Below are 15,112 nucleotides of genomic sequence, written 5' to 3'. Positions count from 1 at the left end.
AGTGTGATTTCTCATGATGTGATTGATTTTTAATAAGTTTTTTTATTATTCACACGAGAGGGGGTTAGGGTTTTGTAAAGAAAATTCAGGTTTTGTATTGGGTGTTTTACTAAAACTCAAAGTTTTGTCATGAATAATCTTAAATTAACCCTATTAAGAAAAGGTTTAATTCCTTTTCTTTACTCTACTAACTTATTGATTTGAATTATTGATTGTTTATTGTTTGGTTTTTTGTTCTGTTTTGTTAATTATAATGGATGAATATGCTTGTGTAATAATTTCGTTAAAAATTAGTGTTGGCTTTATACATTTTTTTATCAAAAGGATTTTTATACTTAATAATGTTAATTTATTGGTTGAATATTTCTAATAGAGTCTAAGTTGTGATTTTTTATCTTGATAAATCTGTCTCATTGTCACATTTTCTTCATTCAAATACCATCTTCTACAAATCAGGCGAACACTGATTACCCAGTGCGGAGGAGGAGATGTCAAAGAAATGAGAACGATAAGCCCCTAAGGAGTGGTTGTGCCTTTTGTCTCTGACGAACTTCTGTATGGATACACCATTTTCCAGCATCTGGAATACAGGCCAACAACGCGCACGCTAATTAATATCAAAAATGGCCGAATCAAAAGATTTGGTACAACGAAAGCCAGATTGTTTGAGTATTTATTGTCAGGAATGGATGAAGGAATTGTCTACGATAATGACATCATCGTACATGTTTTTGAAGATCATGGGTTGCGGTGCTCCAGATCTTATCTACTGTCCATGATTAAAAAAATTCAAAATGCGTTTAATACCGTCGGCTTTGAGCGGTATCCCTTTGCAAGGGTTGATGGAAAAGCTTATGTAATCGATAGGTCTTGCTTAGAGCGCATATATGTTGTCAAAACTTCATCTTAATCATGTTATGTGAATTAAAAAAAGGAATGAACGTTGACGACGCTACTGGTGTTCACTCGGAATTTTGCAATGAGGCAGGCCATTCAGGGCTTATCCTCAGCGGACAAAGCGGTATTCTTTTTTGATAACCGCCTTGAGTTTATCGTCTGTGCAACGATCCTGGATAAGCCTTGCATTTTGATTGATGCAATTGATGAAACAACAGATAACATAAGGTGGTTGTATTCTCGGCTCGCGGCCAGAGGATTATCGCGACGAACCTATTTTATTTCACCAGAAGAAAACACAGGCAATAGCTATTTAAAACTCTTCTGGCTGGTTACGACGATCAAAGAGTTGAAGGCGCTTTGCGATCGCGCAGCGAAACTCCCCGCAACGGAAAAACCCTGGGAAGTAGCCGATGTTATTTACGACAGGTTATCGGTAAAGTTATCGCCAGAACATCTGGACTTTCTGATGACGCTATACGATGCGTCGACCGGGAAATATCGTTGCAATGACCGCGATGACATTAATAAAAACTACTATTTAAGAAAGCGACTTGCATTAGGAAGCAGTTCAGAGATGAAACAGCTCATCGTTATTTTATCCACTCAGGCTTATCACCATCCTTGTCTAAAATCAGCCTGACTGGGCAATAAATAATACATTAACTGGTTTAGCGGACTTATTCCGCTGTTCCTGCATTGACATGACGTCAATGCAGATAATGTTCAATCCTAAGGATAAAGCTATGCAAACTAAAGTTACCCGTGTAATTCGTAATGTACTGACGGCCGCTGCCGTGAGTGGAATCACCTTTGCCGCTCAGGCGGCCGATGGAAAAATTAATTTCACCGGCACAATCCTTGATTCGGCCTGTACGATTGAATCCAGTACGGCGAATCAGACCGTTAACCTTGGGAAAATCCCTAAAAGCTCGTTCAGCGCGGCCGGATCTGTTGCTGCTGCAACCCGCTTCAGCATTATGTTGAACAATTGCCCCGCGGCCGTTACCTCTGCATCTATTAAGTTTGATGGTACTGCGGACAGCTCTGACACCAGTATTCTTGCGCTGAACAGCGATCAAACGGCGAAAGGTGTAGGCGTTGCGTTTTATGAAGAGGATGGCATTACCGCGATCCCTCTGGCAACCCAGTCGAAGAGCATCACCCTTGACACCAGCGCAGGCGAAGATGCCGCAAACAGCAATAAGATGACCTTCGTGGCCAAATATAAGGCAACGCAGGCTGCCGTGGTGGCGGGTACGGCAAACGCGACGTCAGATTTTACCATTACCTATCAGTAATATCCCGGGCGTACCTAAGGTGCGCCCCGTTGTCTCTTGCTGAAATATTGGGAACGTATGATGAGTCAACTTATTCGAACGATTGCGTTATCAGGCGTTTGCCTGCTCTCTCTACCGGTTCAGGCCAGCATAACCGTCGGGGGGACACGCTTAATTTATAATGGAAATGAAAGCGAAGCCTCACTCCCGGTGAGTAACAGTCGGGATGCCGTTCCCTATTTAATTCAGTCATGGGTTGAGTTAGGTGAAAACTCGAAGGAGAAGGTTCCTTTTATCGTTACGCCGCCCCTGTTCCGCCTAGACGGAGGCCATGAAAATACGCTGCGGATCATTTATACCGGTGAAAAAACACTGCCTGATAATCGCGAATCTATCTTTTGGCTAAACGTTAAGTCTATTCCCTCAATGACCCGGTCAGATGAAAATCGGCTGCTTATTGCCGTTAAGACGCGTATGAAAATTTTCTATCGCCCTGCGGCGCTGGCGTCTGAAAAATCCGGTGAAGCATGGACGAAATTAAAGTTTGAGACGCGCGGTGAACACCTGGTGATTAATAACCCAACGCCGTTCTACGTTTCTCTTTATTCATTAACGATTGGCAATAAAACGATTGCGCAGCCGCCGATGATTTCACCCTTTAGTTCCGCAACGGTGGCCGGCAGTGGAACGCAGGTGGCCTGGAAAGCCATAAATGATTTTGGTGGCGTAACGACAGAAAAGCGCCAGATGCTGAAATAAAAAATATTAACAATACGCTATGTCACTCGCGCAGGTAAGCAAAGTGAATACTGTTCCTTTTTCTCGATATGGTTTTTTCTCTGGCTCGTGGCCTAACCGCGTAAGTCGACTCTCGACGATAGCGCTTTTTATTTCGGGCGTTTTTCCCGCAGCTGCGGGCGAACTCTATTTTATGGCCGATGCGCTTGAAAAAACACACTCGACTTCTCAGGGCATCGATCTGGGCCGCTTCGAGCGGGGAGAACAGTTACCCGGCACCTACAGGGTGGAAATATGGCTTAATGAAAATTATATCCGAACGGAAAATATCTCTTTTGTATCTGTTAACGGCGTCGGGCTGGCGCCGGAGCTTAACCGGAGCGTGCTGGAATCACTTGGTGTCAGGGTCAAGGCATTTCCTGAATTATCCATGCTGCCTGCCGAGGCAATAATTACCGATCCCGGCGCATTTATACCGGATGCCTCCACCCGGCTGGATTTTGACAGGCAGAGACTGGATATCTCTATCCCTCAATCGGCGCTTAACGCGCGGGCACGCGGCACCGTTGATCCGTCGCGCTGGAACCAGGGCATTTCTGCACTGCTGGTAAATTACAGCATCAACGGCTCGCGCAGCTGGAGCCGGGACGGTGAGGCGCAGGATCAGCTTTACACCAATCTGCAAAGCGGTATTAATGCGGGACCGTGGCGCCTGCGTAACTACAGCACCGTGACGAAGAACAACGGAAAGCAGTCGTTTTCGTCGTTGAATACGACCCTGAGCCGCGACGTCCAGTTTTTGAGAGGGCAGTTTCAGGTGGGGGAAACCAGCACCCCCGGCGACGTGTTTGACAGCGTGATGTTTCGCGGCGCCCAAATTTTTTCCGATGACACCATGTTGCCGGAAAGCATGCGCGGCTTCGCCCCCATCATTCGGGGGATCGCCCGCACCAACGCCACGGTTACCGTGAAGCAAAACGGCTACACGGTTTATCAAACCTACGTGGCGCCTGGCAGCTTTATCATTCGCGATCTTTATCCCACGTCAGCGAGCGGCGATCTGGATATTGTCGTCACCGAAGCTGACGGCAGCGTCCAGCATTTCGTGCAACCTTTCTCCGCGGTTCCCGTCATGCTGCGGGAAGGCCGCGTGAAGTATGCGCTGAGCACAGGCGAGTTTCGAACGACGAAGCATGGGGCACATACGCCCACATTTGGCCTGGGCACGTTGGCTTATGGCCTCTCCAATAATCTCACGCTGTACGGTGGCGTCCTGGGGGCAAGTAACTATGCGTCCGGCGTGCTTGGTTCCGGCCTCAGCTTTGGCGATATAGGCTCACTATCGGCGGACGTTACCCTTGCCGAAAGCCAGCTCGTTGAGGAGAAAAATCGCCGCAGCCGGGGACAGTCCTATCGGGTGCAGTATTCAAAAACGGTGGCCACGACCGATACCACCGTGACGCTCGCAAGCTATCGCTACTCCACGGAAGGCTTTTATACCTTCCAGGAGGTGAATGAATTCAGCAGCCAGCGCTACAACAAGCGAAGCCGACTGCAACTCAACCTCAGCCAGTCGCTGCAAAGCTGGGGAAATTTTTATATTTCGGCATACCAGCAGGACTACTGGGGCAGACAGGGCTATGAGCGCAACGTCAGCACCGGCTTTAACACCAGTATTCGCGATATCAATTACTCGCTCGGCTACACCTACAGCGAAACGCCGGGCAAAGACCGTAGGGACCAGATTGTAGCCTTTAACTTACAGGTGCCGCTGAGCAAATGGCTGCCGCAAAGCTGGGCCAGCTATAGCGTGAATATGCAAAAGAACGGTCCTGAGACGCACCTGGTGGGTCTGAGCGGCACCGCACTCTCTGATAATAACCTGAGCTACCTTGTTCAGCAGGGCTATACGTCGTCTGGCGGAGAATCGAGAAGTTCCCTAAGCGGAACCTATAAAGGCGGCTACGGTACCGTAAGCGCAGGCTACAACTACAGCCGACAGAACAGTCAGCTGAACTTCGGTCTGCAGGGGGGGATTGTCGGCCACGAGCATGGCGTGACGTTCTCTCAGCCGCTGGGGGATACCATTGTGCTGCTAGAAGCGCAGGGCGCATCAGGCGTGAGCGTGCGCAATAACCCTGGCGTTAAAACGGACTGGCGCGGATATGCGGTAGTGCCCTATGCCAGCGCTTATCAGGAAAACCGGATTGCGATAGACATCGGTTCGCTGGGGCCGGACGTGGATGTGGACGAATCCGTAGTCAACGTCGTACCTACGCGCGGTGCCGTGGTGCGCGCGACGTTCAAAGCGAGAACGGGGTTCCGGGCTCTGATAACGTTGCTGTATCAGAACTCGCCGGTGCCCTTTGGGGCCATGGTAAAGCTTAACGGAAGCGATGCGATGAGCATTGTCGGGAGCGACGGAGAGGTCTATATGAGCGGCCTGAACGACGGTGACAGCATAACGGTACAGTGGGGAGCGAAAACCTGCCGCGCCAAAATAAACTTGAACGCCTTACCGGGTAAAATTCAGCGTACCGCTGCGACGTGTCGTTAAATTTCTCATTGCGTTAATACGTATTATTACTTTTACGAGAGAAGGCCTACGCCTTGCCTGAAATGAAGGAACATATCATGTCCACCGTATTTAAAATCGCGACGGCAGCCGTGGGATGCGCTGTCTCTCTGAATGCCTTTGCGCTGTGTTCTGCAAACGACGTAGCGGTCAACTTCGATCACAATATTGTCGTTCAGCGGGATGCGCCGGTTGGAACGGTATTAGCAACGATAATTACCAGTAACCCCATAAAATGTGACCCTGAGGGTCAGCAAATCGGATACGATGGCTCGTGGTTTATTCAGCTCTCCGGGGCGAATACGGATTACGGCGCCTCGCCGCTGGCAAACGTGCGGGCGACAGAGGTTCCTGGCATTGGCATCCGGTGGAAGAACTTTTCCAGCACCACGCAAAGTAGCGAATTTGTCACCAGAATGGACCTCAATAACCCGAACTGGAGGCGAGGGATCCTCCAGGATGGTGTATCAACGTTCACGGATACTTTTGAGCTGATCAAAACCAGCACTACCCCGGAGACGGGCTCAATACCCGCTCTGGCGATAAATATGGAATACAGTACTCCGAGAAGTAATAACATTATGCGCCTGCCGCTTTTTAAATATATATTTTCGCCGATGAATATAAGCACTGCATCCTGTCAGATTGAAGATAAAAATTTGAATATTAATATGGGAATTGCGCTATTACCGAAGTTTAACGGCGTCGGCAGCACCCAGAATCAGGTGACATTTTCCATACCGCTTATCTGTAGTGCACAGACCGCAGTGAATGTGACGTTGGATAATGTCAGCCCGCTTGCCGATCCTGTTAACGGAGTATTGGGGTTAAACAGCAGTTCGACGGCTACAGGTTTGGGCATTCAGCTAAAATATAACGATTCGCCCGTGCAGTTCGGCAAGCTTATTAAATACGGCACGACGACCTCGGCAGGAGAAATCGTCAATATTCCCTTTAAGGCCGCTTATTATATGACCTCTGCGAATGCTCGATCAGGCTCGGTGAGCGCCACGGCGTCGTTTACTATGACCTATCGTTAACGCATTATTTGAAATACCCTCGCATCCGGCCTGTTCTGCGCGGTTTACACCGAATGCCTGAAAGATAACAGCCGAATCAAACAGAATGGGTTATGGGGATCATTTTTTCAGGCATGTTTGGTGTCGGGTTGAGCCTCTGCATTCCCGTCGGCAGGAGAGCCTTACAGCAGGGTGATCGCCTTTTCGCCGTGCTGTCGCCAGTGAAGGGTGAAGGCGGTGGCTTTGGCGTATCCTGCGCGTTGAAGGGTTAATGCCAGGGTAAGCGTTTTATCGTCGAGCTGTGTGACGCGAGTGCTGTCAAACCCCATCCAGGACTGTACCTTCGGAAAGAGGGCTTTGAACAGGCTCTCTTTGGCGCTAAACGCCAGCGTCAGGGCGAGGGGGAACGGAAAACCTGAGCAGGAAAGGACGAGCTCTTCCTGGGCATCAATGACGCCGTCTTTTATTTCCTGAGCTTCATTCTCGGAGAGGATCGTTTCGCAATCGATGCCGATAATCGCCGGATGGTCGCATGTTACAACCGCCATCGCCTGCGTGCCGCTGTGGGTGATGCTCCCTGAAACGCCTTCCGGCCAGAGCGGTTCACCGCTGGGGCCGATGCCGGGCACAGTGTGGTCAGGTAAGGCATGCGCGGCGGCGATGCGGCCTGCCAGATGCTCGGCTTTGCGTTTGCGCCCGGCGTTTGCAAGCTCAGCGTGGTGGGGGAGCCAGAGGAGATCGGCGTCGGTGAAGGTGGTTGGGTCGAAGGTGACGTGGTGTACGGTATGGCCGGCGAGAATGAACGTGCGGTGGGTGGTGTGCATGGTTTCCCCTCTATCAATAAATAGTGCGGCCTGTTGCCCTCACCCCAGCCCTCTCCCACGGGGAGAGGGAGGCGTTGTTGCCTTTATCAGAATCGCGTATTCACGCTCATATACCACGTGCGGCCTGGCTCATTATAGGTATAAGCCCCCGCGCCGTACATATACGCGCCGGTGGTGGCGTTCCCGGTCGTCTGGGCATTACCCGCACGCCACTGACGCTTGTCGAAGACGTTATCCACGCCGCCGGTCAGGCTGACGTTTTTGGTCATGTCCCAGGTCGCGCTCAGACCAACGATGCTGTACGGGCTGACCTCGTCTTTTTCAGACCCGGTCACAGGCTGACCTTTGTAGTTGTACTTCTTCGGCTGCTGCTTGCCGTACCAGGTAAAGGTCGACTGGAGCGACACGTCCTGATGAACCTGCCAGCTCAGTGTCGAGTTCAGCGTGTACTCCGGAATGATCGACAGACGGTCGCCGGTCTCCTTGTTCTTGCTCTGCAGCATGTAGGTGATGTTGTTGGTCCAGTTAATGGTGTCGCTGACCGGCACGTTCAGGGAGCCTTCCAGCCCTTCAACCACCGCTTTCGGCACGTTTTCCCACTGGTAGATATCCGTCTGCACTTTACCGGACGAGGTGTGGCCGATCGGCGCGTAGCCCGCTTCGATCTTGTTGCGGTAGTCGTTGCGGAACCAGGTCACGCCCGCCAGCCAGCCGTCGCGCTTCCACTCCAGACCAATCTCTTTGTTGATGCTGGTTTCGGCCTTAAGATCGTCGTTACCCATCATATAGCAGCCTACGCCGTCGGAGCTGGCGTAGCAGCCCTGACCTTTGCTGTAGAGCAGGTAGTTCGGGTTGGTCTGATACAGGCTTGGCGCTTTATAGGCGCGGGCGATGCCCATTTTCAGCGTGAAGTCATCCCCCAGACCCTGCGACAGGTTCAGGGACGGGCTCCAGTTGTTGCCGACGATGGTGTGGTGGTCGAAGCGCAGGGCAGGGGTCAGCATGGTGCTGTCGGTCAGCTCCATGTTGTTCTCAGCGAACAGGGAGAAGATTTCCGCTGAGGTGTACGGGCTGCGATCGTTACTCATGCCCGGAATGGTGCCGCCCTGCAGGGTTTGCGTGAAGGAGGTGGAATCTTTCATGCGCTGCTGGTTCCACTCGGTACCCAGCGTCAGGTTCTGGTTAACGAGGAAATCAATCGGCAGGTTGATTTCGCTGTGCAGCATCACGTCGGCCAGATCGGTGTCGGTGAATTTATTGCTGTTGAACAAGCCTTCCGTACCGCCCGCCAGCCCTTCACCCAGACGGGAGTTGCGGGTGTGCTCGTACTGCGCCCAGTTGCTGGTGGTAATGCCGTTATCCCAGCCGCCGTTCCAGGTCACCGCGAAGTTCTGGCGATAGATACGGTTGGTCTCTTTGCCGTAGTTCTTTTTCACCAGGCCGCTGGAGCTGTTGTCGTTGTTGGTGTTCTGGGTATCACCGGCGTAGAGGTTATTCTGACGGCTGTAGCCCGCCTCAAATTCCAGAGACTGCATCGGCGCAAAGTCCCAGCGCACCACGCCGTTGATGTCTTTATTTTCCACCCCTTCACGGCCCGCGGGCAGCGTGTCGGCGTAGGCGCCGGTACGGTCAGACTGGTGACCCTGGTTGATGTCCCACGCGTCGGCCTGGGTTTTGTCCAGATTGCCGAACATGCGGAAGCTGAAGTCGCCGCCCAGCGGGCCGCTCAGGCTGAAGTTGGTGCGTTTGGTGGAACCTTCATCCTTGTGCTCAGGCGCATTCAGGTAGGTGTTCCAGGAGCCGTGCCACTGGTCGTCGAATTTTTTGGTGATGATGTTCACCACGCCGCCTGCCGCGCCGTTGCCATAGCGCGCGGCGGCCGGACCGCGGATCACTTCGATGCGCTCGATCATCTCCGGCGGCACCCAGCCGGTATCGCCGCGGGTGTCACGCTCGCCGCGCCAGCCCAGACGGATGGAGTTACGGCTGGTCACCGGCTTGCCGTCGATCAGGATCAGGGTGTTTTCTGGCCCCATGCCGCGGATATCAATCTGACGGTTATTCCCGCGCTGGCCGCTGGTGGAGTTACCGGTCAGGTTAACGCCCGGCATGGTGCGGATGATTTCCGCCACGTCGCGCGCGGGCGGGTTTTTGCGGATCTCATCGGCGGTGATGGTCGATACCCCCGGCGCCTGCAGATTCTGCTCGGCGGCGGTGATCACCATCGTATCTTCGTGCTGCGCAGAGGCGGTGTTGTCGTCTGCCAGAGCAGGCAGCGCGACGCCATAAATCCCTAAATTGACCAGCAAGGCCAGAGAGTGAATCTTCTTATTCATTGTACGTCCTGCTTTTGTGGTTGTTTTATGAGCGCTTCCCACAGCGCGGGCACTACGCTATTGCAAATGCAAATAGTTATCAATAATATTATCAATAAAATTTGCTCTGAAACAAAAAAGACTGTTAAACATGAGGTTATAAGGGTGACGGCGTTAACAACGGGAAGTGAAGCGTGGTGGCAGTCGAAAAACGGGCCTGAATGGACGCCGGAAAAGGGAAACTATCGCGTCACGTTCTGGTGGCGTGACCCGGCAGGAACGCAAAGAACGTCACCGATCAAACGCGTCTGGCTCTACGTCACCGGCGTGACCGATCACCATCAAAATGCCCGCCCGCAGTCCCTCGAACGCATTCCCGATACCGACGTCTGGCAGTGGCAGGGCGAGTTCAGCCCCGAGTGGCGCGGAAGCTACTGTTTTATCCCTTCCGTGAATGAAAACGATTTTGCCAGCGTCGTGTTTGAAGGCGAGCAGCCGGAGCGCATGGCGCTGCGTGAAGGCTGGCGCAAGCTGCTGCCTCACGCGGTTTCAGACCCGCTGAATCCGCAAAGCTGGCGCGGCGGGCGCGGCCATGCCGTCTCCGCGCTGGAGATGCCGCAAGCACCGGTTCAGCCGGGGTGGAATCATCCCGATACGCCGTATCAGCCGCCAGTCTGCATTGAGTGGGAAAGCGCGCGCCTGAAAAATCGCCGCCGCATCTGGATTTTCACCACCGGGGGCGACGACTCGGAACGCCCGCTGGCGGTGCTGCTCGACGGGCAATTCTGGGCCGAAAGCATGCCGGTCTGGCCTGCGCTGGCGTCGCTCACCGCCGGGCGCAACCTGCCGCCAGCGGTCTACGTCTTAATCGATGTTATCGATATGGCGCATCGCAACAGCGAGCTGCCGTGCAATCCCGACTTCTGGCTGGCGGTGCAGGAAGAACTTCTCCCCCTTGTCCAGCAACGCGCGCCGTTTAGCGACCGCGCCGACCGTACGGTGGTCGCAGGGCAAAGCTTTGGCGGTCTCTCTTCCCTTTATGCCGCACTGCACTGGCCGCAGCGTTTTGGCTGCGTGCTTAGCCAGTCCGGCTCCTACTGGTGGCCACACCGCGGCGGCCAGCAGGACGGGCTGTTAATCGAACAACTTAAAACCGGCGAAATATCCCCTCGCGGGCTACGCATCCTTCTTGAGGCCGGGCGCAACGAGCCGCTCATCTTCCGCGCGAATCAGGTGATTTATGCCGAACTGCACACACACCAACCGGTTATCTGGCGTCAGGTTGACGGCGGACACGATGCGCTTTGCTGGCGCGGTGGGCTGACGCAGGGGCTTATCACCCTCTGGCAGCCGCTTATTCACTAACGGAGTCTGTATGGAATTCAGCAATCCTTTCGATAATCCGCAGGGACAGTTCGCCATTTTGCAAAACGACCAGGGGCAGTACAGCCTCTGGCCACAGCAGTGCGAACTGCCGGCAGGGTGGGGCGTGGTGTGCGAAGCACAGTCTCAGGAGGCGTGCCAGCAGTGGCTGGCGGAACGCTGGCAGACGCTTGATCCGTCTTATTTCGCGGGGGAGAACGCATGAACCGTCTTCCTCTCGTCGCCGCCCAGCCTGGTATCTGGATGGCGGAACAGCTGTCCACGCTGCCAAACGCCTGGAGCGTGGCGCACTACACCGAGCTGAAAGGCGATATCGATGCGCCGCTGCTGGCAAAAGCCGTTGCCGCGGGCATGATGCAGGCCGATACCCTGCGCATGCGCTTTGCCGAAGATAACGGCGAGGTATGGCAGTGGGTGGATGGCACCGTCATTTTGCCGGAACCGTCCATCGTTCGCGTTGATTCCCACGCCGCCGCCGTGGCGCTGATGGACGCCGATCTCAGTCAGGATCTGCGCGTGGACAGCGGTCAGCCGCTCGCTTTCCATCAGCTGATTCAGGTCGGTGAAAAACACTGGTACTGGTATCAGCGCTATCACCATCTGGTGGTGGATGGCTTCAGCTTCCCAGCCATAACCCGCCAGATCGCCGCGATTTATGCCGCGTGGAAAAAGGGCGAACCCACGCCGGAATCCCCGTTTACGCCATTCGCAGAGGTGGTGGACGAGTATCAGCGCTATCGCGACAGCGAGGCGTACCGGCGCGACGGCGCCTTCTGGGCCGGGCAGCGCAAAGAGCTGCCTTCTCCGGTCTCGCTCTCCTCCGCGCCGCTGCCGGGCCGCGCCGCCACGACCGACATTCTGCGTCTGAAAATTACCGCCGACGGCCGCGCTTTCAGCAAGCTTGCACAGGCGGCAGGGCAGGTACAGCGCACCGACCTGGCGCTTGCGCTGGTGGCGCTGTGGCTGGGGCGCCTCACCGGACGGCTGGACTACGCCGCCGGGTTTATCTTTATGCGCCGGATGGGATCCGCGGCGCTCACCGCGACCGGGCCGGTGCTTAACGTCCTGCCGCTGGCGGTCAATATCGATCCCCAGGAGAGCCTGCCCTCGCTGGCGCTGCGCCTGGCGAACCAGCTGAAAAAAATGCGCCGCCACCAGCGCTACGACGCCGAGCAGATCGTGCGCGACAGCGGACGTGCCGCAGGCGATGAAGCGCTGTTTGGCCCGGTGCTGAACGTAAAAGTGTTCGATTATCAGCTGGATATCGACGGCGTGGAGGCCATCACCCACACGCTGGCGACCGGCCCGGTGAACGATCTGGAGCTGGCGCTGTTCCCGGACGAGCAGGGCGGGCTGAGCATGGAGATCCTCGCCAATAAGCAGCGTTACGACGAGGCGACGCTGACGCGACACGTTGCGCGCCTGAACGCGATGCTGATGCAGTTTGCGGCCAACCCGGACCTGCGCTGCGGCGAGGTGGAAACCGTTTCAGAGCAGGAATACGCAAAGCTCGCGCGCATCAACGATACCGGGCTGGCGCTGCCGTCCACCACGCTCGCGGATCTGGTGGCGGAACAGGCGAGCAAAACGCCGGATGCCACGGCGCTGGTGGATGCGCACGTTGAACTCAGCTATCGTCAGATGCGCGAGCAAGTCGTCGCGCTGGCAAACCTGCTGCGCGCGCGCGGCGTGAAGCCGGGCGACAGCGTGGCGGTGGCCCTGCCGCGCTCGGTATTCCTGACGTTAGCGCTGCACGGCATTGTGGAGGCGGGCGCCGCGTGGCTGCCGCTCGACACCGGCTACCCGGACGATCGCCTGCGGATGATGCTCGAGGACGCGAAGCCGTCCCTGCTCATTACCACCGACGAACAGCTTCCGCGCTTTAGCGATCTGTCCGTCGAGACGTTTAGTTACAACACACTTTTACCGGCCACCGATGCTGAACCGCTGCGTCTGGCGAAGCCGGAGCAGACGGCGTACATCATCTTTACCTCCGGCTCGACAGGGCGTCCAAAAGGGGTCATGGTCGGCCATACCGCCATCGTTAACCGCCTGAAGTGGATGCAGGACCATTATCCGCTGGGCGCGAACGATGTGGTGGCGCAGAAAACGCCGTGCAGCTTTGACGTGTCGGTGTGGGAGTTCTGGTGGCCGTTTATCGCCGGGGCGAAGCTGGTGATGGCGGAGCCGGACGCGCACCGCGACCCGCAAGCAATGCAGAGCTTCTTCGCGCAGTACGGCGTGACGACACCCCACTTCGTGCCGTCGATGCTGGCGGCGTTTGTTGCCTCGCTGACGCCGGAAAACGTCGACTGCTGCAACACGCTTAAGCAGGTGTTCTGCAGCGGCGAAGCGCTGCCGACGGCGCTGTGCCGTGAGTGGGAAGCGTTGACCCATGTGCCGCTGCATAACCTCTATGGTCCAACCGAAGCGGCGGTGGACGTCAGCTGGTATCCGGCGTATGGCCCCGAGCTGGCGGCGGTGGAAGGTAACAGCGTGCCGATCGGTTTCCCGGTGTGGAACACGGGGCTGCGCATTCTGGATGCGATGATGCGCCCGGTACCGTTCGGCGTGGCGGGGGATCTCTACCTCACCGGCATCCAGCTGGCGCAGGGATATCTGGGACGCCCCGATCTCACCGCCAGCCGCTTTATTGCCGACCCGTTCGCGCCGGGCGAGCGCATGTACCGCACCGGGGACGTTGCCCGCTGGCTGGACAACGGCGCGGTGGAGTATCTGGGCCGCAGCGATGACCAGCTGAAAATCCGCGGCCAGCGCATCGAGCTGGGTGAAATCGACCGGGCGATGCTGTCGCTGCCGGACGTGGCCCAGGCCGTGGCGCACGCCTGCGTGTTCAACCAGGCGGCGGCGACGGGCGGCGATGCGCGCCAGCTGGTGGGGTACGTGGTTTCTGAATCCGGCTTACCGCTGGACCGCGACGCGCTGCTGGAATCGCTCAGAACCCAGCTGCCGCCGCATATGGTGCCGGTGGTGCTGCTGCAAATCAGCGCGCTGCCGCTGAGCGCCAACGGCAAGCTGGATCGCAAGGCGCTGCCGCTGCCGGAACTGACCGGTAAAACCTCCGGTCGCGCGCCGGAAAGCGAAACTGAAATCGCCGTGGCGCAGGCGTTTGCCGCGCTGCTGGGCTGTGAGATCAGCGACATTGAGGCGGATTTCTTTGCCCTCGGCGGCCACTCGCTGCTGGCGATGCGCCTCGCGGCGCAGCTCAGCCGCGCGTTCAACCGCAAGGTCACGCCGGGGCAGATTATGGTCGCCTCGACGGTCGGCAAGCTCAGCGCGCTGCTGGACTCTCAACTGAGCGACGAGCAGGCGCAGCGTCTGGGGTATGAAACCCTTCTGCCGCTGCGCGAAGGCAACGGCCCGACGCTGTTCTGCTTCCATCCTGCGTCCGGCTTTGCCTGGCAGTTTAGCGTCCTGGCGCGCTACCTCAGCCCGCGCTGGTCAATTACCGGCATTCAGTCTCCTCGACCAGAGGGGCCGATGCAGCAGCGTGCGGATCTGGATGGGGTGATTGAGCATCACCTGAATACGTTGCGTAAGCAGCAGCCGCAGGGGCCATATTATCTGTTCGGCTATTCTCTCGGCGGCACGCTGGCGCAGGGCATTGCTGCGCGTCTGCGCGAGCTGGGTGAAGAGGTGGCCTTCCTCGGCCTGCTGGACACCTGGCCGCCGGAAACCCAGAACTGGGCGGAGAAAGAGGCCAACGGCCTCGACCCGGCGGTGCTGGCGGAAATCGAGCGCGAGCGGCAGGCGTTTATCGCCGCCCAGCAGGGACAGGGCTCCAGCGAGCTGTTTAACGCTATCGAAGGCAACTACGCCGATGCGGTGCGGCTGCTCACCACGGCGCACAGTTCACGCTTTGACGGTAAAGCGACGCTGTTTGTTGCCGAACGCACGCGCATGATGGATCCGCAGGCCGCCTGGGCACCGTGGGTGGGGGAACTGGAGGTGTACAGCCAGGACTGCGCCCACGTGGATATCATTTCACCGCAGGCGTTTGAGAAAATTGGGCCAGTGTTGAGGAATATTTTGGGGTAACGTCAAAAGCGCCGGGTAAGGC

The 15,112-nt window shown here is 56.0% G+C and carries 11 protein-coding genes; 9 read left to right on the top strand and 2 right to left on the bottom strand.

Features of this window, described 5'->3' with window-relative positions; all coding sequences use genetic code 11:
* Positions 1–529: 529 nt before the first annotated feature.
* The 6 genes from HMPREF3143_RS00695 (at position 530) to HMPREF3143_RS00670 (ending at position 6,530) form a co-directional block, all read left to right on the top strand.
* A complete protein-coding gene (locus HMPREF3143_RS00695) occupies positions 530–910 on the top strand; it encodes a hypothetical protein (protein ID WP_025912684.1) in 381 nt (126 codons plus the stop codon).
* A 33-nt stretch (positions 911–943) separates the two neighbouring features.
* A complete protein-coding gene (locus HMPREF3143_RS00690; RefSeq protein ID WP_025912685.1) occupies positions 944–1,540 on the top strand; it encodes a hypothetical protein in 597 nt (198 codons plus the stop codon).
* Positions 1,541–1,643: 103 nt separating this feature from the next.
* Positions 1,644–2,198 (top strand): fimbrial protein, encoded by a 555-nt coding sequence (locus tag HMPREF3143_RS00685; protein ID WP_025912686.1) that lies wholly within the window; start codon positions 1,644–1,646, stop codon positions 2,196–2,198.
* Positions 2,199–2,258: 60 nt separating this feature from the next.
* Complete coding sequence (locus HMPREF3143_RS00680) at positions 2,259–2,936, top strand: fimbrial biogenesis chaperone (RefSeq protein ID WP_050009998.1); 678 nt, start codon at positions 2,259–2,261, stop codon at positions 2,934–2,936.
* 172 nt (positions 2,937–3,108) lie between these two features.
* On the top strand, positions 3,109–5,472 hold the full coding sequence (locus HMPREF3143_RS00675; protein WP_046092251.1) for a fimbria/pilus outer membrane usher protein: 2,364 nt from the start codon (positions 3,109–3,111) through the stop codon (positions 5,470–5,472).
* Positions 5,473–5,549: 77 nt separating this feature from the next.
* On the top strand, positions 5,550–6,530 hold the full coding sequence (locus HMPREF3143_RS00670; RefSeq protein ID WP_025912689.1) for a fimbrial protein: 981 nt from the start codon (positions 5,550–5,552) through the stop codon (positions 6,528–6,530).
* A gap of 161 nt (positions 6,531–6,691) precedes the next feature.
* On the opposite strand, the gene entD is transcribed toward HMPREF3143_RS00670, so the two are convergent.
* Positions 6,692–7,333 carry an enterobactin synthase subunit EntD gene (entD, locus tag HMPREF3143_RS00665; RefSeq protein ID WP_046092250.1) on the bottom strand — a complete coding sequence of 214 codons (642 nt, stop codon included), beginning with the start codon at positions 7,331–7,333 and terminating at the stop codon, positions 6,692–6,694.
* An 86-nt stretch (positions 7,334–7,419) separates the two neighbouring features.
* On the bottom strand, positions 7,420–9,669 hold the full coding sequence (locus HMPREF3143_RS00660; protein ID WP_008500981.1) for a TonB-dependent siderophore receptor: 2,250 nt from the start codon (positions 9,667–9,669) through the stop codon (positions 7,420–7,422).
* 144 nt (positions 9,670–9,813) lie between these two features.
* On the opposite strand from HMPREF3143_RS00660, the gene fes reads away from it, so the two are divergent.
* Genes fes through entF form a run of 3 tightly spaced genes read left to right on the top strand, consistent with a single transcriptional unit; the run spans position 9,814 to position 15,090 of the window.
* Positions 9,814–11,013 (top strand): enterochelin esterase, encoded by a 1,200-nt coding sequence (gene fes, locus HMPREF3143_RS00655; protein WP_070531342.1) that lies wholly within the window; start codon positions 9,814–9,816, stop codon positions 11,011–11,013.
* 10 nt (positions 11,014–11,023) lie between these two features.
* Positions 11,024–11,236, top strand: coding sequence for an MbtH family protein (locus HMPREF3143_RS00650; RefSeq protein ID WP_063453219.1), 213 nt, complete (start codon positions 11,024–11,026; stop codon positions 11,234–11,236).
* Positions 11,233–15,090, top strand: a complete 3,858-nt coding sequence (entF, locus tag HMPREF3143_RS00645) for an enterobactin non-ribosomal peptide synthetase EntF (RefSeq protein WP_070531339.1) — start codon at positions 11,233–11,235, stop codon at positions 15,088–15,090. The genes HMPREF3143_RS00650 and entF overlap by 4 nt, the downstream gene beginning before the upstream one ends.
* Positions 15,091–15,112: the final 22 nt, after the last annotated feature.

This window comes from Enterobacter sp. HMSC16D10, assembly GCF_001807145.1.
Taxonomy (GTDB): domain Bacteria; phylum Pseudomonadota; class Gammaproteobacteria; order Enterobacterales; family Enterobacteriaceae; genus Enterobacter; species Enterobacter roggenkampii.
This window is presented reverse-complemented; position numbering and strand designations above follow the sequence as displayed.

What these genes read in the sequence shown, in the direction of transcription:
- HMPREF3143_RS00670 (WP_025912689.1), top strand. Translation starts at nt 5,550, where the DNA reads ATGTCCACCGTATTTAAAATCGCGACGGCAGCCGTGGGATGCGCTGTC.
- HMPREF3143_RS00675 (WP_046092251.1), top strand. Translation starts at nt 3,109, where the DNA reads ATGGCCGATGCGCTTGAAAAAACACACTCGACTTCTCAGGGCATCGAT.
- HMPREF3143_RS00660 (WP_008500981.1), bottom strand. Translation starts at nt 9,669, where the DNA reads ATGAATAAGAAGATTCACTCTCTGGCCTTGCTGGTCAATTTAGGGATT.
- HMPREF3143_RS00650 (WP_063453219.1), top strand. Translation starts at nt 11,024, where the DNA reads ATGGAATTCAGCAATCCTTTCGATAATCCGCAGGGACAGTTCGCCATT.
- HMPREF3143_RS00680 (WP_050009998.1), top strand. Translation starts at nt 2,259, where the DNA reads ATGAGTCAACTTATTCGAACGATTGCGTTATCAGGCGTTTGCCTGCTC.
- HMPREF3143_RS00685 (WP_025912686.1), top strand. Translation starts at nt 1,644, where the DNA reads ATGCAAACTAAAGTTACCCGTGTAATTCGTAATGTACTGACGGCCGCT.
- entD (WP_046092250.1), bottom strand. Translation starts at nt 7,333, where the DNA reads ATGCACACCACCCACCGCACGTTCATTCTCGCCGGCCATACCGTACAC.
- entF (WP_070531339.1), top strand. Translation starts at nt 11,233, where the DNA reads ATGAACCGTCTTCCTCTCGTCGCCGCCCAGCCTGGTATCTGGATGGCG.